Source organism: Ruegeria profundi (genome assembly GCF_049800715.1).
Lineage (GTDB): Bacteria > Pseudomonadota > Alphaproteobacteria > Rhodobacterales > Rhodobacteraceae > Ruegeria > Ruegeria profundi_A.
On record NZ_JBNAFO010000006.1, the window covers coordinates 144,989 to 167,765 of the forward strand.

The 22,777-nt window shown below is 59.7% G+C and carries 25 protein-coding genes; 12 read left to right on the forward strand and 13 right to left on the reverse strand.

All coding sequences use genetic code 11. The features are described from left to right. Genes ACP15L_RS11855 through ACP15L_RS11870 form a run of 4 tightly spaced genes read right to left on the reverse strand, consistent with a single transcriptional unit; the run spans position 1 to position 2,906 of the window. Positions 1-606, reverse strand: coding sequence for a pyridoxamine 5'-phosphate oxidase family protein (locus ACP15L_RS11855; RefSeq protein WP_425084311.1), 606 nt, complete (start codon positions 604-606; stop codon positions 1-3). Then, positions 593-1,333 (reverse strand): lysophospholipid acyltransferase family protein, encoded by a 741-nt coding sequence (locus ACP15L_RS11860; RefSeq protein ID WP_425084312.1) that lies wholly within the window; start codon positions 1,331-1,333, stop codon positions 593-595. Before ACP15L_RS11860 ends, ACP15L_RS11855 begins: the two co-directional genes overlap by 14 nt. After that, on the reverse strand, positions 1,333-2,232 hold the full coding sequence (locus tag ACP15L_RS11865; RefSeq protein ID WP_425084313.1) for a cell division protein FtsX: 900 nt from the start codon (positions 2,230-2,232) through the stop codon (positions 1,333-1,335). Before ACP15L_RS11865 ends, ACP15L_RS11860 begins: the two co-directional genes overlap by 1 nt. Then, on the reverse strand, positions 2,229-2,906 hold the full coding sequence (locus ACP15L_RS11870; RefSeq protein WP_425084314.1) for a cell division ATP-binding protein FtsE: 678 nt from the start codon (positions 2,904-2,906) through the stop codon (positions 2,229-2,231). Before ACP15L_RS11870 ends, ACP15L_RS11865 begins: the two co-directional genes overlap by 4 nt. A gap of 184 nt (positions 2,907-3,090) precedes the next feature. Here ACP15L_RS11870 and ACP15L_RS11875 point away from each other — a divergent pair, with 184 nt between their 5' ends. Continuing rightward, a complete protein-coding gene (locus ACP15L_RS11875; protein ID WP_425084315.1) occupies positions 3,091-3,801 on the forward strand; it encodes a zinc-ribbon domain-containing protein in 711 nt (236 codons plus the stop codon). A 108-nt stretch (positions 3,802-3,909) separates the two neighbouring features. Here ACP15L_RS11875 and ACP15L_RS11880 read toward each other — a convergent pair whose 3' ends face one another. The 4 genes from ACP15L_RS11880 to argH form a co-directional block, all read right to left on the reverse strand. Continuing rightward, a complete protein-coding gene (locus tag ACP15L_RS11880) occupies positions 3,910-6,453 on the reverse strand; it encodes a TIGR02302 family protein (protein ID WP_425084316.1) in 2,544 nt (847 codons plus the stop codon). A gap of 37 nt (positions 6,454-6,490) precedes the next feature. Continuing rightward, on the reverse strand, positions 6,491-7,756 hold the full coding sequence (gene lysA / locus ACP15L_RS11885) for a diaminopimelate decarboxylase (RefSeq protein WP_425084317.1): 1,266 nt from the start codon (positions 7,754-7,756) through the stop codon (positions 6,491-6,493). Between the two features lie 315 nt (positions 7,757-8,071). Then, complete coding sequence (locus ACP15L_RS11890; protein ID WP_170469036.1) at positions 8,072-8,254, reverse strand: argininosuccinate lyase; 183 nt, start codon at positions 8,252-8,254, stop codon at positions 8,072-8,074. Beyond that, positions 8,254-9,642 (reverse strand): argininosuccinate lyase, encoded by a 1,389-nt coding sequence (argH, locus tag ACP15L_RS11895; protein ID WP_425084318.1) that lies wholly within the window; start codon positions 9,640-9,642, stop codon positions 8,254-8,256. The genes ACP15L_RS11890 and argH overlap by 1 nt, the downstream gene beginning before the upstream one ends. Before the next feature lie 21 nt (positions 9,643-9,663). Between argH and ACP15L_RS11900 the strand changes: the two genes are divergently transcribed. The 10 genes from ACP15L_RS11900 to ACP15L_RS11945 all read left to right on the forward strand — a co-directional run bounded on the left by ACP15L_RS11900 (position 9,664) and on the right by ACP15L_RS11945 (position 17,701). Then, complete coding sequence (locus ACP15L_RS11900; protein WP_170462648.1) at positions 9,664-10,230, forward strand: TlpA disulfide reductase family protein; 567 nt, start codon at positions 9,664-9,666, stop codon at positions 10,228-10,230. Positions 10,231-10,292: 62 nt separating this feature from the next. Beyond that, on the forward strand, positions 10,293-10,655 hold the full coding sequence (locus ACP15L_RS11905) for a hypothetical protein (RefSeq protein WP_425084319.1): 363 nt from the start codon (positions 10,293-10,295) through the stop codon (positions 10,653-10,655). Positions 10,656-10,761: 106 nt separating this feature from the next. Beyond that, positions 10,762-11,148 carry a hypothetical protein gene (locus ACP15L_RS11910; RefSeq protein WP_170379014.1) on the forward strand — a complete coding sequence of 129 codons (387 nt, stop codon included), beginning with the start codon at positions 10,762-10,764 and terminating at the stop codon, positions 11,146-11,148. Beyond that, positions 11,145-12,116: a sterol desaturase family protein gene (locus ACP15L_RS11915; RefSeq protein ID WP_425084320.1), complete on the forward strand. Its 972-nt coding sequence runs from the start codon at positions 11,145-11,147 to the stop codon at positions 12,114-12,116. The genes ACP15L_RS11910 and ACP15L_RS11915 overlap by 4 nt, the downstream gene beginning before the upstream one ends. 94 nt (positions 12,117-12,210) lie before the next feature. Next, positions 12,211-12,399, forward strand: coding sequence for a hypothetical protein (locus ACP15L_RS11920; RefSeq protein WP_170553624.1), 189 nt, complete (start codon positions 12,211-12,213; stop codon positions 12,397-12,399). A 76-nt stretch (positions 12,400-12,475) separates the two neighbouring features. Continuing rightward, entirely contained in the window at positions 12,476-13,309 is an 834-nt protein-coding gene (locus tag ACP15L_RS11925; RefSeq protein ID WP_170553627.1) for an EAL domain-containing protein, read from the forward strand. Positions 13,310-13,504: 195 nt separating this feature from the next. Next, a complete protein-coding gene (locus ACP15L_RS11930) occupies positions 13,505-14,680 on the forward strand; it encodes an acetyl-CoA C-acetyltransferase (protein WP_170379022.1) in 1,176 nt (391 codons plus the stop codon). A gap of 187 nt (positions 14,681-14,867) precedes the next feature. Further along, a complete protein-coding gene (gene phbB, locus ACP15L_RS11935) occupies positions 14,868-15,590 on the forward strand; it encodes an acetoacetyl-CoA reductase (protein ID WP_425084321.1) in 723 nt (240 codons plus the stop codon). A 300-nt stretch (positions 15,591-15,890) separates the two neighbouring features. Beyond that, positions 15,891-16,838: a transcriptional regulator GcvA gene (locus ACP15L_RS11940; protein WP_170462641.1), complete on the forward strand. Its 948-nt coding sequence runs from the start codon at positions 15,891-15,893 to the stop codon at positions 16,836-16,838. Then, positions 16,835-17,701 (forward strand): EamA family transporter, encoded by an 867-nt coding sequence (locus tag ACP15L_RS11945; RefSeq protein WP_170661210.1) that lies wholly within the window; start codon positions 16,835-16,837, stop codon positions 17,699-17,701. Before ACP15L_RS11940 ends, ACP15L_RS11945 begins: the two co-directional genes overlap by 4 nt. On the opposite strand, the gene ACP15L_RS11950 is transcribed toward ACP15L_RS11945, so the two are convergent. The 3 genes from ACP15L_RS11950 to ACP15L_RS11960 form a co-directional block, all read right to left on the reverse strand. Further along, positions 17,698-17,862, reverse strand: a complete 165-nt coding sequence (locus ACP15L_RS11950; RefSeq protein ID WP_170379030.1) for a YdcH family protein — start codon at positions 17,860-17,862, stop codon at positions 17,698-17,700. The genes ACP15L_RS11945 and ACP15L_RS11950 overlap by 4 nt on opposite strands. 115 nt (positions 17,863-17,977) lie before the next feature. Continuing rightward, positions 17,978-18,757: a tRNA1(Val) (adenine(37)-N6)-methyltransferase gene (locus ACP15L_RS11955; protein WP_425084322.1), complete on the reverse strand. Its 780-nt coding sequence runs from the start codon at positions 18,755-18,757 to the stop codon at positions 17,978-17,980. Next, entirely contained in the window at positions 18,754-18,969 is a 216-nt protein-coding gene (locus tag ACP15L_RS11960) for a DUF2007 domain-containing protein (RefSeq protein ID WP_037316655.1), read from the reverse strand. Before ACP15L_RS11960 ends, ACP15L_RS11955 begins: the two co-directional genes overlap by 4 nt. 56 nt (positions 18,970-19,025) lie before the next feature. Here ACP15L_RS11960 and ACP15L_RS11965 point away from each other — a divergent pair, with 56 nt between their 5' ends. After that, positions 19,026-20,024: a polyprenyl synthetase family protein gene (locus ACP15L_RS11965; protein WP_425084323.1), complete on the forward strand. Its 999-nt coding sequence runs from the start codon at positions 19,026-19,028 to the stop codon at positions 20,022-20,024. Here ACP15L_RS11965 and ACP15L_RS11970 read toward each other — a convergent pair. After that, positions 20,017-20,838: a 4-(cytidine 5'-diphospho)-2-C-methyl-D-erythritol kinase gene (locus ACP15L_RS11970; protein ID WP_425084324.1), complete on the reverse strand. Its 822-nt coding sequence runs from the start codon at positions 20,836-20,838 to the stop codon at positions 20,017-20,019. The two genes, ACP15L_RS11965 and ACP15L_RS11970, sit on opposite strands and share 8 nt — an antisense overlap. Then, the gene (locus tag ACP15L_RS11975; protein WP_425084325.1) at positions 20,828-22,543 is read right to left on the reverse strand and encodes a tetratricopeptide repeat protein; all 1,716 of its coding nucleotides are present in this window, start codon (positions 22,541-22,543) and stop codon (positions 20,828-20,830) included. Before ACP15L_RS11975 ends, ACP15L_RS11970 begins: the two co-directional genes overlap by 11 nt. Positions 22,544-22,777 lie beyond the last annotated feature (234 nt).

Here is a 22,777-nt window from a genome sequence, read left to right on the forward strand (position 1 = left end):
CTACCACATCGTCTTTGCGGCGCGCGCCCCCCATTCAGAGTCGTATTGCGCGCCGCCTTCCTCACCGGATGAGGCTTCTGCAAGGATCTCGCCAACTGTGGGCAATCCACTGCTTTGATCGCCGCTGGTCCACGTGCCAGCCCGCAGCAAGGCCCGGGCGCATTGGGTGTAGATCTCGGCAATCGAAATAAGAATCACGGTAGCCGGTTGCTTGCCCTGCTTTTCGAACCGCGCCCTCAACCCTTGATCCACAGATACCCGTGCCGTCCCGTTCAGGCGGACCACAGTGTTGGAGCCGGGCACGATGAACATCAGCGAGACTCTCGGGTCACGAACAATGTTGCGCAACGAATCCAGACGATTGTTCCCCCGCCAATCCGGCATTGCCAGCGTATTGGGATCAAGCTCCAAAACAACGGGCCCATCGTCCCCGCGCGGGCTGCCATCGACGCCTTCGGGGCCAACGGTACTGAGAACACATAGGCGCGAGGCCATGATCCATTGGCGGTAGAGCGGCGTCAGGCTGTGCGCGACCTTGCGCAACGACGGCGCAGCAGGCGTGCCATAGAGCGCCTCTAGGCTCAGAGTGTCTTCAATGAACTCCATCCGGATCAAACCCCACTTCTTTCATCAAAGCGTTTGAGCGTGTCTCGATCACATTTTCCAAACGGTTCAGAAACGCGTCCCGTTCAACGCCCGGTTCAATCGGGTTGAGGAAATCGACGATCGCCAACCCCGGTTTGCGCAAGATACCACTGCGCGGCCAGAATACGCCGGCATTGGTCGCAACCGGCACGCAGGGAAAGCCCAGCCCACTGTACAGGATCGCCGTACCGACCTTATATGGTTTGGACACGCCCGGCGCGACGCGGGTGCCCTGAGGGTAAATCACCAACTGGCCGGGTTCGGCGAATTCCTTGGCGACGTCTTTGACCATCTTGGCCACTGCCGCACCCTTCTTACCACGATTGACTGGGATGCAGCCCAAACGACGCGCATACATTCCGATGACCGGGGTCCAGAGAAGCTCTCGTTTCATGATGAATTTGCCATGCGGGATGGCGTCGAAGATCATGATAATATCAAGGAAAGACTGGTGCTTGGCCCCGATGACAACCTCGCCGGTGGGTACCGTGCCACGCACCTCACATCTTATGCCGACCATCCATCGCGCCAACCACATCGTGCTGCGCGCGTAGGTTTTGCATGCACGCAAAGCGCCCTGTTTCGTGAAGATCGCATATGGCAGGTAGACGATTCCAAGGATCAGCATCCAAACGTAGATCACAATCATGAAGATCAGGGAACGGATCCATTGAAAGCCCTGTGACATCAGGAAAGCTCCTTCAACTTGCGGCGGGCGGCGGTCCAGGTGGCGAAGAAGGCAACCACAGCGCCCAGAACGGGGATCAGCAAGGGCAACACCCAGCCAAGCCCCTGAAACCCTACTCCGGTCAGAAATCCGCCTTCGTCCGAGGGGTCGGGCAAGAGCAGAACGCCCGTCATCCCCAACATCGTTCCGACAAATGCGCCAAAGAAGGCGCGGTAGGTAAAGCGGCGGACAAATGCGCCGGCGATGAACCGATCCCGCGCGCCCACCTGCCGCAGCACTGCGATGATGCTGGCATTCGCAGCAAGCGAGGCATTTGCCGCCAGCGTGATCATAGCCGCGGTTGCACCACCGATCAGCAGGATCGAGACCCAGCCCAGCCGTCGCAGGGACATCGCCGCATCCACTAAGGGCTCGCGCCAACGGGTATGGTCATCCAGAACCGCTCCGGGTACTTCGGCGCCCAATCGCAGACGGAGACCAGCCGTGTCGAGACCCGGCTCGCCTTCAACGATTTCAATCAGTTGCGGGATCGGCAGTGTCTCAATCGGCAAGTCCGGCCCGAACCATGGGGACAGCAGCGCGGCCTGTTCCTCGGCCGTCAGTGCACGGGCTGAGGCGACGCCGGGTGTCTGGCCAAGAACGGTCAGCGCGGTTTCTGTCTGCGCCGCCATCTGCTCGGTCGGGGCGTTGATACGCAAGGTGGCAGCCCCCGCCAGCTCCGAGGCCCAGCGATCTGCGATCCGGCCCGAGGCGAGCGAAAGCGCCAGGGCAAACACCGCCAGAAACGCCATTGCGCCCGAGACAAACAGGGTCAGATGCGCGGTGTACCCGGTCGGAGGGACAACGCGGTCCGCGCGCGTATCCCGGCGCAGCAGGTTGCGGATATCGCCATTGCTCATAAGTCCGCTCCGGCCAGATGCAGTTTGCGCTGCGAGATACGCAACACGCGGGCTTGAACTTGGCTTTTGGCCGCGCGGATCAGACTCAGGTCGTGGGTAGCGATCAGGACGGTCTTGCCCATTCGGTTCAACTCGATCAGCAGACGCAGCAGCCGTTGCGACATCTCCCAATCGACGTTGCCGGTCGGCTCATCCGCCAGCACCACGTCCGGCGACAAGATCACGGCCCGCGCCAGAGCCGCGCGTTGACGTTCACCACCCGACAGTTCAGGTGGATGCGCGTCTAATCGGGCGCCCAGCCCAACCCAGGACAAAAGCTCGGTCAGGTTGTCCTGCTCTTCCGACTCAGCGCGACCCGACACCATCAACGGTAGGGCAACGTTTTCAGCCAGCGTCATATGATCCAGAAACTGGCAATCCTGATGCACAACCCCGACCCGGCGCCGCAGCAGGGCCATCTGATCCCGATACAGACGCGCGATATCTTCGTCAAACACGCTTAACCGACCCGACGTCGGCAACAACGCGCCATAGCACAGCTTCAGCAACGTGGTTTTACCTGCGCCCGAAGGTCCGGTCAGGAAATGGAACGAGCCGGGCTGCAATTTGACTGAGACATCGCTCAGCAATGCGCCGTCGCCATAGGTATAGCTGACATTTTCTAGCTCGATCACAGGTGTCCCCAGTTCTTTTGCCGATCTTCTTGCCCGAGCTTGCCTGCGGTTTCAATGCCTCCACCGAGTCCAATTGGCGACACTTGCCCCATGAAACCGAAAACGCCCTTTGCTGTTGGGTCTTAACGGAATATCATCCCTAAAAAAACTACTATCGGGCCGAACGTCAGGCCGGGGAGGCAGTATGAGACTTACATGTCCGAATTGCGGCGCTCAGTACGAAGTGCCGGACGAGGTTATCCCCGAAGAGGGGCGCGATGTGCAGTGCTCCGCCTGTGACCAGACGTGGTTTCAGCCCAAGCACCCGGAAGACGCAGCACCCACTACCGACGCGCCTGAAGCCACCGCCGAGCCGGACGCTAAGCCGGAGCCGACACCTGAACCCGACACAAAAGTTGAGGTTGTTGATGAGACTCCGCCCGATAGCGGCAAGACCGGCAATGTCGACCCTGCCGTTGCGAGCATTTTGAAGGAGGAGGCCGCGCGTGAGGCGGAGCTGCGCTCTCAGGAAGGCAGCAGCCTTGAGACGCAACCAGATCTGGCGCTGGAAGACTCTGTCGAACCCGAGTTTCAGATCAAGCGCCCAACTGCGACCGAGACCGCCGAGGATGCGGGCCAAAAGGATGAGCTTCCTGACGTTGAGACCATCAATTCAGGCATGATGAGCGATGAGGGCGATGACGCGCCCCCAGCCAAACAATCCCGTGGCTTCGTGCGCGGTTTTGCCGTCATGCTGATCATCGGCGTGATCCTGTATCTGATCTATGGCAATGCGCAACAGATCAGTGAGGCCGTGCCGCAAGCCGATCCGGTGCTGGACTCCTACGTCTCTTTGATTGATCAGGCCCGTATCTGGCTTGAGACGCAGGCCGGGGCAGGCGCGCCGCAGGAATAAAGCGTTTCGGGTTTTACCTGAAATACCAAGTGACACGAATGTCCCGACAACGCAGAAAGCGTGGCAGGGTATTCGTGTCTCAGGATTAAGACGAAACGATATAGCGGCTCAGAACCGTTCCAACAGACGCTTGAGGTATTCCAGCTCGATCTCGGGCCGGTCGGTTTCTCCGGTCCGACGGCGGATTTCGTCCAGCAACTCACGCGCGCGGCGGTAAACGTCTTCACCCTGCAACAGGTTGTCATCGGTGGAGATCGACCCGGCCGCGCCGGGATTTCGGCCCAGCGGGTCGCGGCTGTTGGCTTGCGCCTCACCTTCCTCGGTGCCTTGTCCGGATTGGTTCTGCTGATTCTGCGCCATGGCTTCACCCAGTGATCGCATGCCTTCGCGTAGAGCCTCCATCGCCTCGGACTGCCGGTCGATCGCTTCGGCCAGATCATTGCCGCGCAGCGCCTCTTCCGCCTCTTCCATGGCACCTTCCGCGCGGCCCAGCGCATCGCGCGCCGCGTCGCCTTCGGGGGTGCCTGCACCTGGCAAACCCTGTTGCTGTCGGTTCAGTTCCTGCCGCAGGGCCTGCTGCCGATCCGCCAAAGACCCCTCACCAGGTTGGCCTTCACCAGCCTGATCCGAACCCTGACCCTGACCGCCCTGACCCTCGTGGCTTTCGCCACGGCCCTGACCGCCATTGCGGCCTTCATTGCCCTGGTTTTCTCCGGCCTGAGCGCCGGGGTTGAACTGTTCCTGCAGATCGCGGAATGCCTGATCACTCAAGCCTTGCTGTTCGCGCAGAGTCTCGGCCAAGCCTTCCATGGCCTGTTGCCCCTCGGATTGACCACCCTGCCCCTGGCCTTGGGTGACACGCATGTTCTCCATCATCTGCTGGAACTCTTCCAGCGCCTGCTGCGCCTCGGCCATGCGGCCCTGTTCCATCAATTCCTGAATGCGATCCATCATGGCCTGCAGATCGTCCTGCGTCATTTGCATGCTTTCGCCATTCTGACCGGACTGGCGCTCATCACTGTCGCCGTTTTCCTGCGCAAGACGCTGCAACTGGTTCAGGTAATCCTGCGTGGCCTCTCGCAGTTCCTGCATCAGTTCAGCGATTTCCTCATCGCTGGCCCCGTTTTGCATCGCCTCAGTGAGACGCTCCTGCGCCCGGCGCATCCGCTCCAGCGCATTAGCCAGAGTGCCCTCTTCGATCAAAACCGCCAGATCCCAAAGGGCCTGCGCGATCTCGGCCTGTTGTTTATCCTTCAAACCGTAGTCGTTGAAGTTTTCCAACCGCCGCAGGGTGACTCGCAAGCGCAGATAGGCGGTATCGGAGCGAAACAGTTCCTCGGGCCGGTGCGAGATCGCCCGCAGAACCTGGGCCACACGCGGCGCATTGGTCCGCGACCAGAGTAGATCGCGGCGCTGTTCGATCACCGCAGCCGCCAGGGGATCAAAGAATCGGCGCGCAGGTAGATCGGTCAAATATGGCTCGGACGTGCTTTCCTGGTCCGAGGCGTCGCGCGCCATCAACGTGATGCGAACCGGCAGATGCGCCCATGGGTGCTGTGAGAAATCCTCGATAAGATCTTCGGTGAAATCCGCGCGGTCTCCGGTGATCGGCATTGGCAATTCGACCTCGATCACCTCGCGCGGTTCAGGGTCAGCCGTCAGACCATAGCGACGATCTACCGAGGCCATGTCCAACTCGATAACCGCCGAGCCAGAGACAATCCCATAGTCATCCGAAGCCGTAAAGGGCAGCTTCATCTGCCCGCCTGCCTCGGCTTCGGCCTTATCAGCAACCGCAATGCTCGGCGGGGTGTCGGGAATGACGTCCACCATCCAATCCCGTCCTGCGGGGCCATCAATGCGCATCTGGCCTGAACGGGCAACGGTGAAATCCTGCTCAGTTTCGGTCGCGGCCTCGGCACCTAAGGGAGAGCTTGTTTCGGTCAGGCTATGCGCGCCGACCTCGCCATAAAAACGCAGAGTAACGCGACTGCCTTGAGGGATCGACAGCGTGGGACCCGTCTGATCGGCCAGATAGAGAGTCGGCAGTCCGGTATAGCGTGGGGGTTCGACCCAACCTTCCCATGTTGGTCCTTGCCCCGCCACTGCAGTTCCGGGGGCCATCTCGGCCACCGAGCCAATCCGCCAGAACGAACCGAACAGGGCTGCGACCACCAGCGCCAGCAAAGCTGCGTAGCGCAGAGCGTAAGGATCGCGCGAGGCCAGTCTCAGGTCGGGTTTGGCAACGCGCGCTTGCGCGGCACGGTCCGCCATCCGCGCCTTGTGCGCCTGCCAGAGGGCAACCGAATCCGCATCCCCCGCACCAATCGCCTGATCATCCATCAATGCCTGAATCGGACGCCCGGGCAGGGTTTCATCCAATCGGGCCAGCGCTTCGGCTCGTGATGGCAGGTGGAATTGCCGAATCCCCCAGATCGCGCTGACAAGCAGCGCAATGGCTACGACGACAGCTGCGCCCCACACGATCTCAACCCGCACAACATCATGCAGACCCAGCATCAACGCGGCCAAAACAGCCATCAAAACCGAGAAAAACGGCCAAAACGCGCGCAAAACCTGCTCGGCCAGCAATCCGGCATGTGTCATCCACACGGACAGACGGGGAACGGGCAGGTTTGGTTTGTCGCTCAAAGCGGGCCTCCGGGTGTTGGCCCGCGCGCCTACCGCGTCAGAGCCACTCAGGTATGGTATCGCGGTTTATGATTTCGTCAAAGCTTGGGCGTTCACGAATTACGGCAAATTGATCCCCATTCACCAAAACCTCGGGGATCAGGGGGCGCGTGTTGTATTCGCTGGCCATCACCGCGCCATAGGCCCCGGCGCTGCGGAAGGCGATTAGATCACCCGGCGCAAGCGGCGGCATGTTGCGCTGTTTGGCAAAAGTATCACCGGATTCGCAAACCGGGCCCACGATGTCATAGGGCTGTTGTTCCACTCCCGCTGCGGGTTCCTGTACCGCAACGATGTCATGGTGCGCCTCGTACATGGCTGGGCGGATCAGATCGTTCATCGCGCCGTCAAGGATGAGAAAATCACGCCCTTCGCCAGATTTCACATAGATCACCTTGCTGACCATCAGACCGGCATTGCCCGCGATCAGGCGACCGGGTTCGATTTCGATCTCGCAGCCCAAATGGCCCAGCGTTTTCTTGATCAGCGCGCCATATTCCAACGGCAAAGGCGGCGCGTCGTTTGAGCGGGTGTAGGGAATGCCAAGCCCACCGCCCAGATCGAGGCGGCGGATATTGTGACCCTCTGCACGCAACTGCTCGGTCAGTTCGGCGACTTTGGTATAGGCCAGCTCAAACGGCTCCAACTCGGTCAATTGCGAGCCGATATGGACGTCGATGCCGATCACCTCCAACCCCGGCAGCGAGGCCGCGTGGGCATAGACCTCGGACGCGCGCGAGATCGGGATGCCGAACTTGTTCTCGGACTTGCCGGTTGCGATTTTGGCATGGGTCTTGGCGTCCACATCCGGGTTCACCCGAACGGTGATCGGCGCAACCACACCCAGCTCCGTCGCTACCGCGTTGATCACTTCCATCTCGGGCTCGGATTCGACGTTGAACTGGCGGAGACCACCGGTCAGCGCTGTGTGAATCTCATCCGCCGTCTTGCCAACGCCCGAAAAGACGATTTTGTCGCCCGGCACACCGGCGGCCTTAGCGCGCAGGTATTCCCCGCCCGAGACCACGTCCATTCCAGCACCCGCCTGCGCCAGCGTTTTCAGGATCGCCTGATTGCTGGCCGCCTTCATCGCATAACAGACAAGGTGATCGGAGCCCTCAAGCGCGTCATCGAACAGCTTGAAATGCCGCAAAAGGGTCGCAGTCGAATAGACATAGAACGGGGTTCCGACCGCGGCTGCGATTTCGGAGATCGGGACATCCTCGGCGAAAAGCGCGCCGTCGCGGTAGAGAAAGTGATCCATAAAAGCGCGATTAGACCAAAACCGCACTATGGATCAATGGATTCGCACTGAAACTATACGCCGCAGGGCGTTCAGAAATCGTTCGACACGCCGACACGCGCATAGCCGGAAACTGAGACTCCGGTTGAACTGGGCTCTTTTTGCGGCGCCGGCCGTTGGCTGGAGGTCGGCTCGCAAGCCGCAAGCGCGACGAGCGCCAGAAGAAATACGAAAACTCGCATGAAGTCAGTCTCTGAGTACTAGAACGAAGGGCCGCGCCTTGGCGAGCCAGACCCTATTTGGGTGTTTCACCCGGAATTACAACGAGATCAGCGATTAAACGCCCAGGTAGAGTCCAAAACCCCCGCGGCGGAAGCCGATGCCTCCGCCCACATGCGTTCCGCTTGAGCCGACGCCGACACCTACGCTTGCCGTTGGCTGAACCGGCTCACCATCCGCGCCACACCCGGCCAGCGCGAACCCAGCCGCCACAATCACCGCTATGCGTAGAACTGTCATCACACCAGCGCCTTCCATCGCTCAACCTGCGCCCGCACCTGATCCGGGGCGGTGCCACCATAGGACTGACGAGAGCTTACAGAGTTTTGGACAGTAAGAACAGAATAGACGTCATCGGTGATATCCGCATGGACCGACTGCATGTCTTCCAAGGTCAGATCAGGCAGGTCGCAACCCTTGTTTTCAGCCATCGCAACCAGCGAACCCGTGACATGGTGAGCGTCGCGGAACGGCAGGCCCAGAACCCTCACCAGCCAATCGGCCAAATCGGTCGCGGTCGAGAATCCTGACCCCGCAGCGGCAGCAAGGCTGTCGCGGTTGGCGGTCATGTCCTTGACCATGCCCTCCATCGCGGCCAGCGCCAGCATCCAGTTGTCGGCAGCGTCAAAGACTTGTTCCTTGTCTTCCTGCATGTCCTTGGAATAGGCCAACGGCAGGCCTTTCATCACCATCATCAGCGCGGTGTGTGCGCCGTAGATGCGGCCGACTTTGGCGCGGATCAGCTCCGCTGCGTCGGGGTTTTTCTTCTGCGGCATGATCGAGGACCCGGTCGAGAACCGATCCGAGAGCGTCACAAACCGGAACTGAGCCGAGGACCAGATCACCAGCTCTTCGGCAAAGCGCGACAGGTGAACGGCGCAGATCGAGGCATTGGACAGAAACTCCAGCGCGAAGTCGCGGTCGCTGACGGCATCCAGCGAGTTCGCGGCGGGGCGGTCAAAGCCCAGCGCCTCGGCCGTCATGTGGCGGTCGATAGGGAAGGACGTTCCGGCCAGCGCGGCGGCACCAAGGGGAGATTCGTTCATCCGGGCGCGCGCATCACGCACACGGCTGAGATCGCGGCCAAACATCTCGACATAAGCCATCATGTGATGGCCCCAGGTCACCGGCTGCGCCGTTTGCAGGTGAGTGAAGCCCGGCATGACCCAATCCGCCCCGGCCTCGGCCTGCGCCAAAAGCGCGCGGATCAGGGCCAGAAGGCCGGTTTCTGCCGCGTCCAACTGGTCACGCACCCACAGTTTGAAATCGGTTGCCACCTGATCATTGCGCGACCGCCCCGTGTGCAAACGGCCTGCAGGCTCTCCGATCACCTCTTTCAGGCGCGCTTCGACGTTCATGTGGATGTCTTCGAGCGCAGTCGAGAACTGAAATTCACCGTTCTGGATTTCTGACAAGACTGTGAGTAGCCCTTCCCGAATGGCTTGCGCGTCACTATCACTAATTACGCCTGTCGCCGCCAGCATAGCGGCATGGGCGCGCGAGCCTGCGATGTCCTGGGCTGCCATCCGCTGATCGAACCCGATCGAGGCATTGATTGCCTCCATGATCGCGTCTGGACCGGCGGCAAAGCGGCCGCCCCACATCTGGTTCGAGGATTGATCGGTCATGTAAGAAAACCCGGAGTTGATATGCGCCTATTTCGTCTGATCCCCCTTTATATGGCCCTTGCGCTGGGTGCAAATGCCGCTTTGGCGACCGATGCCGAAACGCTGGGCCCCTTGCGTGAAGACAGCCTGAAACGGCTGATCCTGCATAAAGAACCCAAGCCGGTGACGCCGGTTGATTTCCAACTGGAAGATGATGGCGGCACGGCCTCACTTGCGGACTACAAGGGCAAATACGTCCTGCTTAACTTCTGGGCCACCTGGTGCGCGCCCTGCCGCAAGGAAATGCCCCAGATCGCCGAGCTACAGGACGAATTCGGAGGCGACAAGTTCGAGGTTCTAACCCTTGCAACCGGGCGAAACTCGCCTGCCGGGATCAAGAAGTTCTTCGAGGAAAACGGCATCGACAACCTGCCACGCCATCAGGACCCCTCACAAGCCGTGGCGCGTGAGATGGGTGTTATCGGTTTGCCGATCACGGTCATCATCGACCCCGACGGGAACGAAATCGCCCGCCTGATCGGCGATGCCGAGTGGAACTCGGACAGTGCGAAGGCGATCATTTCGACTCTGGTCGAAGCCAACAGCTAAAGGGTTTAGATACTGGTGAAAACCATGCTATCCTCCCGCCTGTAATGAGTGGGAGGATTTTGATGAGACTAATTATTGCGATCGCCGCAGGTGCTTTTTTCATTTCCGGATTGGGTACCGATGCGCGAGCCAAGGATCTCAAGAAACAAAACCAGTTTATCGAAGCCGTGGCCGACAAAAAACTGGTCAGCGGCGATACTTGGTTGATCATATCGTCCGATGGTAAAATAGAAGGCATAGGTCGCAACAACGCAAAGCTCACAGGTGCCTGGGCATGGAGCAAACGCTACTGGTGCAGAAACGTCGTCGTTGGGCAAAAGAAATTCCCTGAGGATTGCTTGAAAGTCAAAATAGAAGGCAATCAGGTCGAGTTCGTTCGCAACAAGGGCAAGGGCGACGCAATCGTCTACACGATCGCAAACTAGGATTGAGAGCCCAACGAATCTCTGGGTCCAGCTTGTGCCAAAGCTGACGCAACGCCACCTTTGACAGCCCATCCTCCGATCCGCACTCTGTGCGCAGGAGGATGGAATGCCACTGGAAATTCTGTTGGTGCTTGTGGTCGGCGGAATTGCCGGGGTCACTCTGTTGCTGCATCTGACCGGCAGATCGCAGCGGTGCGTTCTGTCTCCTGAAACCGCGCGCGATCAATGGGTCCGGCATTTCCCGGAAGACACAATTATCGACGTCACGGTTTCCCATGATCGCCACGCCGCGCTGGTGCGGACGGAAAAAGGGCCGGGTCTCCTCTGGTCCTTTGGCGCGGATACTGTGGCGCAGCATCTGCTGGACTATGACTTGCTGGATCGCACCGACGGGTTCGAGATTCTGTTCCACGATTTCGGCACACCCAAAGCCATCATCCATCTGGATGACCTCGAGCGCCCCCACTGGCGCAACCTGATGGAGCCCGCATGACCGACCAGATCACCTTTCCCGATGCCGTCCAATGGGCCGTCCCGTTCTTCATCGCCGCCATTTTGGCCGAGTTCGTCTGGATCGCCGTCAAAGGTCGCGGCGGGAGGTATGAGACGCGCGATGCGGTGACCTCTCTGATCATGGGGGCGGGCAATATTGCGTCGGGGTTCCTTCTGGGGTTTATCGCCTATGGGTTCTTCATGTGGCTGTGGCGGATCACGCCGCTCGATCTGGGTACGTCGATCCCGATCATCATCCTGTGCTTTGTGCTGGATGACCTGCGGTACTACTGGGTGCATAGGTTTGGCCACCGTATCCGCTGGGTCTGGGCCAGCCATGTGAACCATCACAGTTCGCAGCACTACAACCTGACCACCGCGCTGCGGCAGACATGGACCTATACGTTTACCTTCATGATGGTGGTACGTGCGCCGCTGATCCTGCTGGGTTTTCACCCGGCGATGGTGCTGTTCGTGGGCGGCATCAACCTGATCTACCAGTTTTGGATTCACACAGAAGCCATCGGCAAAATGCCCCGCTGGTTCGAAGCGGTCATGAACACCCCTAGCCATCACCGGGCGCATCACGGCCGCAACGCGCGCTATCTGGATTGCAACTATGCTGGCGTTTTCATCATCTGGGACAAGATGTTCGGTACCTTTGTCCCCGAACAAGAAAACGACCGCGTCGACTATGGGCTGGTTCACAACATCGCCACCTTCAACCCGCTGCGCGTAGCCTTTCACGAATGGGTCGGCATATGGCGCGATGCGACCCAACCGGGGCTGACGCTGAAGCAACGCCTCGCCTATTGTTTTGCCCCGCCCGGCTATAGCCATGATGGAAGCCGAGACAGCTCAGCGCAGATCAAGGCAAAGCATCTGGCCCGCCACCCCGAAGATCTCGGAACGCCCGGATTCGAGCAAACCCGCGAAAACCTGCCTAATTCCGCAGCAAAACAGGCCTGATCCCGGCGTTGCACCACGCCGCTTCGGTTGAAATCCGGCCTGAACGGTCCATATGGAACTTCAGGCGTGACGTAACCAGTGACCGGAGGCCGGAATGACCCGAGTAACAACCGTATCAACCACAGTCGGACTGCTGGGCGTGCTTCTGGCCATGTTCGCCGCCATCGCAACGGCAGCATCAGCGCTTGTCCTGATAGGGTTCTCCATGATGATCCTTGGCGCTATGGGCGCAGTGTTCGGGGCAGCGGCCTCGCTCAGCCATGCGTGGCAATCTGCGCGCTAATCATCACCTGCATTAACCGCAGCTTCATCTGTTTCCTGCGACACTGCAACCGAAGAGCCATTCGGGATCAGCGCGCATGCGAGACAAGACAATTGTAGATGCCGAGGACGGGCCAGACAGCCCTTTGACCTCGGCGGTTTCCGGTCGGGATCAATCTGTACTGCAGATGGCGTCGGATGCGGTTCGGCACAAACAATGCAAACTGGCATTTCAGCCGGTGATGCAGGCTCAGGCCCCTCATAACGTTGCCTTCTACGAAGGGCTGATCCGCGTATTGGATGAAACAGGGCGGGTCATCCCTGCGCGAGAATTCATGCCTCAGGTGGAAAACACGCCAATCGGGCGCGAGTTGGATTGCATAGCGCTTGAGATGGGATTGCAATCACTGGTCAGGAACCCTCAGATCCGGCTGTCGATCAACATGTCGGCGCGCTCGATCGGGTATTCGCACTGGTCCCGTATTCTGGACCGCTTTCTCAAACGGGACAGCAATCTGGGCGAACGGCTGATTTTGGAGATTTCCGAGAAATCCGCGATGCAGGTGCCCGAGCTGGTGATCGACCTGATGGACAGGTTGCAGGAGCGTGGTATTGCCTTTGCTCTGGACGATTTCGGCGCAAGCAATTTCAGTTTTCGGCATTTCCGCGAATTCCTGTTCGATGCCGCCAAGATCGACGGTCAATTCATTCGCGGCATCAGCAACGACCCCGACAACCAGGCACTCGTCCGTGCATTGATCGCAGTCGCGCGAGAGTTCGAAATTTTGGTCACAGCCGAATCAGTCGAAAACCCGCAAGACGCAGCTTTTCTGAGCGCAAGCGGCGTCGATTGCATGCAGGGTTTTCTGTTTGGAGCACCGACGCTGTCGCCGCCTTGGAAGGCAGAAAGAAATTCCAAAACAGGGACTTAGTTGACCCACCGCCGCGCGAATACCTGCCTGATTGCCGCCTGAGGCAAGCTGTCCGTTGCTGCAAGTGCAGCATTGCGCTATTGCAGAAGGCACTAGAGGGGGGAGAAATTGGCGCTCTGGTACGGGCAGAGGAGGCCCTCTGCGGTCCGCGTCGTCACATTTCCCGCTGGACCACGACGGTAAAGGACAAATTATATGACCAATGTAGTAATCGCATCCGCCGCACGTACAGGTGTGGGCAGCTTTGGCGGCTCGTTTGCCAATACCCCCGCACATGATCTGGGCGCTGCCGTCCTCGAAGCCGTCGTCGAACGCGCCGGCGTCGACAAAGGCGAAGTCAGCGAAACCATCATGGGTCAGGTCCTGACCGCCGCTCAGGGTCAGAACCCTGCACGTCAGGCGCATATTAACGCCGGGCTGCCGCAGGAAAGCGCGGCTTGGGGCATTAACCAGGTTTGTGGTTCGGGCCTGCGCGCTGTTGCCCTGGGTGCTCAGCACATCCAACTGGGCGACGCGGATATTGTCGCCGCTGGTGGCCAAGAAAACATGACCCTGTCCCCCCACGCTGCTGCGCTGCGCGCGGGTCACAAGATGGGCGACATGAAATACATCGACACCATGATCCGCGACGGTCTGTGGGATGCGTTCAACGGCTACCATATGGGTCAAACTGCCGAAAACGTCGCCGAGAAATGGCAGATCAGCCGCGACATGCAGGACGAATTCGCCGTTGCCTCGCAAAACAAGGCTGAGGCTGCGCAAAACGCAGGCAAGTTCGCAGATGAGATCGTTCCGTTCACCATCAAAACCCGCAAGGGCGACATCGTGATGGACAAGGACGAATACATCCGTCACGGCGCAACAATGGAAGCAATGGCCAAACTGCGCCCGGCCTTCACCAAAGACGGCTCGGTCACTGCGGCAAACGCCTCGGGCCTGAACGATGGCGCGGCGGCGACCCTGCTGATGTCGGCTGAGAACGCCGAAAAGCGCGGGATTGAACCTCTGGCCCGTATCGCATCCTACGCCACTGCCGGTCTTGACCCGTCGATCATGGGCGTTGGCCCGATCTACGCTTCGCGCAAAGCGTTGGAGAAAGCAGGTTGGTCGGTTGACGATCTGGATCTGGTCGAAGCCAACGAAGCCTTTGCCGCGCAAGCCTGCGCCGTGAACAAAGACATGGGCTGGGACCCGTCGATCGTGAACGTGAACGGTGGCGCGATTGCCATTGGCCACCCGATCGGAGCATCCGGTTGCCGTGTTCTGAACACGCTGCTGTTCGAAATGAAGCGCCGTGATGCCAAGAAGGGTCTAGCCACCCTCTGCATTGGTGGCGGCATGGGTGTCGCCCTCTGCGTGGAGCGCGACTAAGTGCGTTGACATCTAAATAGAAAAGGGCGTCCACGGGACGCCCTTTTTTGTTACAATCAAGCTTTACACAACGGCTGCGACAATATCGCCAGACAGAAAGACAAGATCGAACACGAAACGATATTGCGCAACATTCTCTCTCAGAGTAACAGAATTACCAAGACGACCAAAACTGGAGGAGTCATCCATGGCACGTACAGCACTCGTAACCGGCGGTTCTCGCGGCATCGGCGCAGCAATTTCCAAGGCGCTCAAGGCCGAAGGATACAATGTTGCCGCCACCTATGCGGGGAATGACGAAGCCGCAGCGAAATTCACCGAGGAAACCGGCATCGCCACCTACAAGTGGAACGTGGCCGACTATGACGAATCCAAAGCGGGCATCGAAAAGGTCGAAGCCGAGGTTGGCCCCATCGACATCGTCGTCGCCAATGCGGGCATCACACGCGACGCACCTTTCCACAAGATGACGCCTGAACAGTGGCATCAAGTCATCGACACCAACCTGACCGGTGTGTTCAACACCGTACACCCCGTCTGGCCCGGCATGCGTGAACGCAAGTTTGGCCGCGTCATCGTCATCAGCTCGATCAACGGTCAGAAAGGCCAGTTCGCTCAGGTGAACTACGCAGCCACCAAAGCGGGCGATCTGGGTGTCGTGAAGTCGCTGGCGCAGGAAGGCGCGCGTGCGGGCATCACCGCCAACGCGATCTGCCCAGGCTACATCGCCACCGAAATGGTCATGGCCGTGCCTGAGAAGGTCCGCGAGTCGATCATCGGCCAGATTCCGGCCGGTCGGTTGGGTGAGCCAGAGGAAATCGCGCGCTGCGTCGCCTTCCTGGCGTCGGACGATTCGCAGTTCATCAATGGGTCGACCATCTCGGCCAACGGCGCTCAGTTCTTCGTCTGATTTCAGCGCACTGAACGAAAACGGGCCGGTCCTTTTGGACCGGCCCTTCTTTATCCCGTAAGTCCGCGCGCGCTGCGGTCAGCGGGAACCAAATACCCATCCCAGAACTTTGTGAACAAGCCTGCTGCGCTCTTCATGGGCACGACGAATTGCAATCTGGACAGACGGGTTTGTTGACATCTCGATCATGGCGGATCCCCTTTGCTAAAGCTGAACTTGACTTGTCCTAAGCATGACCCTTGATTGAAAAAGGCACAAACGAGAGTTTTCAAGCATTCAGATAAGTATTACTTAAGTGACATGAGTGATCGCCTCCCCCCTCTCACCGCTTTGCGTGCCTTTGACGCCGCCGCGCGACACATGTCGTTCGCCAAGGCCGCAGACGAGTTGAACGTCACACCCGCGGCGCTGTCTTTCCAGATCAAGTCGCTTGAGGACCATTTGGGCCATCCGCTGTTTCGCCGCCTGAATCGCGCTGTCGAGCTTACCGAGGCGGGCAAAGCGCTCGCCCCAGGGGCTGCCGAGGGGTTTGCGTCACTCAAGGCGGCATGGGCCGCAACACGAAGGCTGCAGGACAACACCACCCTCACCGTGACGGCCGGACCTGCGCTGACGGCCAAATGGCTGGCTCCGCGCCTTTACGATTTTGCCCGCGCCCATCCCGAAATCGACCTGAGGTTCTCAGCCACCCTGCGCAATATGGACCTTGAGAGGGACGACGTGGATGTCGCGATCCGGTTTGGCTATGGCGGGGATGATGGCCTCTATTGCCTGCCGGTTCGCAAAGAGTGGCTAACCCCTGTCATGACACCCGAACTGGCCGCTGAGTTCACGACTCCCGAAAGCCTGCGCAACGCGCCTCTGATACATGACGATTCGATTGCGTTTTTGAAACCTCCGGCGGATTGGCCGACGTGGTTCCGCGCTGTTGGCGTCGAGTTCACGCCGACCCACGGGGCGCATTTTTCCAACGCAGACCACGCGATTGACGCGGCTGTCGCCGGAGTGGGCGTGGCCTTGGGGCGACGGGCGATGATCATCAAGGACATGATGGAAGGGCGGCTTGTCGCGCCGTTTAAAACCGCGATCGAGACCAAAGGCCGCTTTCGATTTCTCTGCCTGCCCGGCGCGGAGAACCGGCCTCAAGTCGCAGCATTTCGCGATTGGTTTGTTGCGGAGATTGAAAAAACCGCTCATATCTCGGATGAATTCACCATCGTTCCCGTAGAAGACGTCTCATCCACATGACCAGACAACGCGCCACCGCCATCGGCTTCATTGCGGTTTTGCTTTGGGCGCTGCTGGCCCTGTTCACAGTCGGGTCAGCCCCAACACCGCCGCTGCTGCTGAATGCAATCTGCTTCAGTATCGGCGGTACTTTGGGGCTTGTCTGGACGTGGCGATCGGGTGGATTGTCCCAGCTGCGCCGCATCAGCTGGAAAGTCTACGCCTTTGGAACGGTGGGCCTGTTCGGCTACCACGCGCTATACTTCTCGGCCCTTCGGATGGCCCCGGCGGCCGAGGCGGGGCTAATTGCCTATCTCTGGCCGCTGCTTATCGTCCTGTTCTCGGGCCTGTTGCCCGGAGAGAATCTGCGCGCGGGCCACCTGATCGGGGCCTGTTTGGGCTTTGCCGGGGCTGCGCTGATCATCACCGGAGGCGGCAGCGCCGGGTTTCAAGCCGACCACCTACCGGGATACGCGCTAGCGTTCCTGTGCGCTCTGACATGGTCAGGCTACTCCGTGTTATCGCGGAGACTGGGTGAAACGCCCACAAGCTCGGTCGCTGTTTTCTGCGTGTTCACGGCGATCGCCTCATGGGGCCTGCATTTCGCGCTTGAGGCACCAGTCTGGCCGGACACCACGCTCAGTTGGCTATCGACACTGGCCCTTGGTCTGGGGCCGGTCGGTCTGGCGTTCTATGTCTGGGATATCGGGGTCAAGCAGGGCGATATTCAGATGCTGGGCACCAGCTCTTACGCGGCGCCTTTGCTGTCTACCGTGGTTCTGGTTTTTGCCGGGATCGCCATGCCGACATGGACATTGGCGATCGCGGCGGTCTTGATCACCGGCGGTGCCGTGGTTGCGGCGCGCGCCAGTCTTAAAGGTTAGGTCGATAAGCGCTCGATCTCTTCCTTCAGCCTTAGCTTTTGTTTCTTTAGCTGGGCGATATGAAGATCATCAATGCCTGGCGCGCGTTGAGCTTGTTCCACTTCGAGACCGAGAGATTCGTGCTTCTTCTTCAGTTCCGTCAGATGTGCGCTCACGCTCATGGCGATCCTCCTTGTTTACGTGTCTAGATGTCACGTAAGAAGTTGAGCATATCGTTTCCAGCCTGTCACGCCGCAGACGCGAAGAAAAAGTGATAAATCCGACAAATTCGGCTGGTCATTGCCGATTGACGTGAAACGGCCCCAACGCAGCGCCTTGCCGCAGCACATCCGAGAGTTCCGGCGTATAGCTGTCACCGTCGCGCTCATGTCGTTGTCCCGCATGCAGGATGATAGGTGCATGCAGCCTGAAGGCCGCCCGCCCACCTTTGCGGGCCCGTAGAATCACAAGCTCGGCCTCTCGCCCCGCGCGGGCCGCAAGCGGCAGCACTTCGACCGAGCCCAGACGTCCCCGACAGGCCAAAAGCATATCTTGCAGGCGATCCGCCTTTTGGATCATGTGCAGATAGCCGCGCGGGGCCAGCCGTTTGGCCGCGACATCAATCCAATCGGCAATAGGCGTCTGCTCCCCCAAAGCCACACTGCGCCCCCTGTCCGTAGCTGCAGTGTGCGCGCCTGCGCGATAGTAGGGCGGGTTGGCGATCACATGGTCGAACTGGCGCTGCTTCAGATCGGAGGGCAGCTCATTCAGATCAGCCGAAACGACCTCCAACACCATATTGTTTTTTGTGGCATTGCGGCGGGCCAGATCCGCATAGGCCGTTTGCAGTTCAACACCACACAGGTCCAAACCGGGGACGCGTGTCGCAAGGCACAGGATTGCCGCCCCTGCCCCGCAGCCAAGCTCCAGCACCGACTGACTAGAGGTTGCGGGCACGCTGGCCGCCAGCAAAACAGGATCGACCCCCGCGCGATAGCCCGACACGGGTTGCCACAGGCGCAACCGCCCGCCGAGGAAATCGTTCCGGCTTAGCTCATCCTCCTTGAACCCGGTCATCGCCCCAGCGGGATCTCGTTGTCGCGCATCACACGCTCTGCTCGGGTCAGGTCGTCAGCCCGAACCATCAGACGGCGTGGGAAAATTCCGATGCCGCCTTCGAGGATGCTCATATTTACGTCCATCTGAAAGCAGTCTATATCCTCGCCCTCAAGAAGAGCGGATGCAAAGGCCAGGATTGTCGGATCGGTGCTGCGCAATAGTTCTTTCATGGGGATGGATGTAAGGGCAAGGCAAGGCGAAAGTCGAGCCTTGTATCAGGAGTGTGATGGGCATCAGCACAATCTCGAAGCCGCACGAACGGCTGGCCGAACTGTTGACCGGCGAAATGGAGGCGGTGAATACGCTGATCCGGACCCGCATGGCGTCCGAACACGCGCCCCGTATCCCCGAGGTGACCGCGCATCTGGTCGAAGCGGGCGGCAAGCGCCTGCGCCCGATGCTGACATTGGCGGCGGCGCGGCTGTTTGGCTATTCGGGCGAGCATCACGTGCGTCTGGCCGCGACTGTTGAGTTCATTCACACCGCGACTCTGTTACATGACGATGTGGTCGACGAAAGCGCCCAGCGACGCGGGCGGCCCACAGCGAACCTGTTGTGGGACAACAAATCCAGTGTGTTGGTGGGCGACTATCTGTTTTCCCGCAGCTTCCAGCTGATGGTTGAAACAGGGTCGCTGCGCGTTCTGGACATCCTCGCCAATGCCTCGGCAACGATTGCCGAAGGCGAGGTGCTCCAGATGACCGCCGCCACCGATTTGAACACGGATGAGAGCATCTATCTGCAGGTCGTGCGCGGTAAGACCGCGGCTCTGTTTTCCGCAGCAACCGAAGTTGGCGGCGTGATTGCGGAAGCCTCAGACGCGCAGGTCAAAGCTCTGTTCGACTATGGCGATGCCCTGGGCATTGCCTTCCAAATTGCTGACGATCTGTTGGATTATCAGGGTGATAGCAAGGCAACCGGCAAGAATGTGGGTGACGATTTCCGCGAGCGCAAACTGACCCTGCCTGTGATCAAAGCCGTTGCGCAGGCCACAGCGGATGAGCGTATCTTCTGGGAGCGCACGATCGAAAAAGGCCGCCAGCAGGATGGCGATCTGGAATATGCGCTTGGGCTTATGAACAAGTACCAGACGCTCGAGGCGACCCGTCAGGACGCGCTGGGATGGGCGAACAAGGCCAAAGCCTCGCTTGTGGTTCTGCCAAATCACGAAATCCGCACTCTGCTGCGCGATCTGGCCGACTACGTGGTCTCGCGCCTTAACTGAGCATAGTTGCGCGGCACCACCAATCTGGCTGGGCCGCGCCGATCTCATAGGCTGCGAAATGCGCGGCCTTCATCGACGGGTAGAGCGCAAAACAGGTCGACCCTGACCCCGACATTCGGGCCAGCAGCACATCCCTTGTGTCCGCCAATTCCTCCAACACACGCCCGATTTGCGGGGCCTGGCTTATGGCGGGCTGTTCAAGGTCGTTTCTTTGGACGGCAAGCCAAGCGGCGCAATCTTCCACGCCTGCGAATGAAGGGATTTGATCCGGCAAGCCCGGATTGTCCCGCGACGACATAGCGCTAAAGACCGATCCGGTCGGAACCTCAACCCCAGGATTGACCAGCAGGACAGGCAATGGGGGCAAAGCGACCCGGTCCACCTGCTCGCCAATCCCCCGCATCCGCGCAGCCTCGGCCACCATGCAGACCGGTACATCGGCCCCTAACGCGGTCGGAAGATGCGGCGGGATATCAAACCCTTGCGCCGCCGCGTGGCGCAGCTTGGCAGCCGCGTCCGAGGACCCTCCGCCAATGCCGCCGCCATGGGGCAGAACCTTGTTCAACGTGATATGGCCTGTCCAACCGGTGCCCTCGGCGGCTTTCCAGACGAGATTTCGGCTGTCCGTCGGAACCCCGTCGGCATGCTCTCCGCTGACCGAGAGCGAAAGGCTTTCGCCCGGCTCAAACGCCAGCTGATCGCCAATGTCAGCAAAAGCCACCAGCGAATCCAACAGATGATAGCCATCCGCGCGCTGGCCGGTGACATGCAGGGTTAGATTGACCTTGGCGGGCGCAAAGCCGCTAGTTGCCATTGGCAACCTTCAACGGATCCGCGCCCTCTTCGGACAGAACCGTATCCAGACCGACCTCGAGCTTGCGTCGGATGCGTTCGGGATCAGCCTCACCATCGGTGTCTTCGGGATCAACAAAGGACAGAGCCCGTTTCCACTGGAACTCAGCTTCGCGGGCGCGTCCGACGGCCCAGTAGACATCGCCCAGATGGTCGTTGACCACCGGATCAACCGGCATCAGCTCAACCGCACGCTCCATATGCTCGACCGCTTCGTCATAGCGACCAAGGCGGAACAGGACCCAGCCCAAGCTGTCGACGATATAACCACTGTCGGGGCGAGCCGCGACGGCGCGTTCGATCATGTACAGCGCCTCATCGAGTTTTTCGCGACGTTCGACAAGCGAATAGCCCAGATAGTTCAGAACCTGCGGCTGATCCGGGTTCAGCTCGAGCGCGCGACGGAAATCTGCTTCGGCCTGATCCCATTGCTTGAGGCGCTCATGAGAAATCCCGCGCGCATAGTGAAGGAACCAATTCGCGGCCGAGACACCCTCGGCCAGATCAATCGCCGTGTTGTATGAGTCAACGGCGGCGGCGTAGTTTTCCTCACGGCGCTGCAGATCGGCCAATGCGACATGGACACTGGGAAGATCAGGCTTTTCCGCAGCCAGCGATTGCAGAACCTCAACCGCCGCATCGGTTTTGCCGGATTGCCCCAGAACATCAGCCCGGCCCAGTTCGGCCACGTGGTGATCGGTGCTGTCCTTGGGAACCGCGCGATACGCTTCGACCGCAAGATCAAGCTGGTTGAGTTCCGACAGGAGCTCAGCGCTCATCAGAAGGGCGTCGACGTGATCGGGCCGCAGGAAGCTGGCCGTGCGAGCATAGAGCAGAACGTAGTCCGGCGCGGCCTCGTCATTCAACGCGGCACCGACCGAAAAGAAGATCTCGGACATGCCATCCTGCGCCGTTCTTACATGGGTGAAGGGCAGTGTTTCACCGTCTGACAATCGGCTTGTGTAATCTGCGATCGACGGATCGCTTCCGGCCTGAAACACATCGGCAAGGAAGGTCAGAGCGTCCTCATTCCGGTCAAGCTGCGACAGAACCTCGGTCCGGGCTAACGCGGCGCGGCGGGTGAACCGGGCCACGACCCCGTCATCGGCTGCGAAAATCGCCTCGGCCCCTTCGAAATCACCGATCGACGCCAAAGCCATCGCTTTGTGATAGAGGGCAAACTCGCGCAACCCTTCCTGGGTTGTAACCGAGTCGAACTGCTCCATCGCCTTGGTCATCTCACCCTGACCAAGATAGGCCCACGCAATCATCAACCCATCGACCAATGGACCCACGCCCTGCGTTTCGGGATCACGTGACAGCAGGGTCACCCAATCGCCCTCTGCGATCAGGTTTGCGGCGATGGCAATCCGGGCTGCTTGGCTCGGAAGGCCATTCTCTTCAATCGTCTCAGCGATGGGCAGTGCGCGCTCAACTTCGCCCAGCGCCAGCCGCGCGACGACGACGCTTTCCAACAGCAATGCGTTCTGCGGATCAGACCGCAACGCCTGCGCATAGTACCTTTCGGCGGCGGCATAGTCGTTTTCGTAGATTGCCTGACGTCCGGCCAAATAGGCCCCGGACCCGGTATCCGAAAATGCCGGGATTGCGACCGAGGATGAAAGCAGCGCGGCCAGTGCCACGCGACGAACCAGGGAAACCACCAAAATCCTGCCTTGCTATCGTTGACTGCACGTTAAGCTAGGGCCTCGGCCCGCAAGAGGCAATGGCTCAAGGTTCACGACGCCGCCATTGCACCGGTTTTCGCCTAAGAACTGGCCGCCCTGCTGCACGGATCAAGCAGGAGCACCGTCCAACACACAATGGCAGCTCATCAATAGGGCTTTTGGTTGGCTCACCCTGGCGGAGGATTTGGGTACCCTTCGCGTTTCATAAGGCAC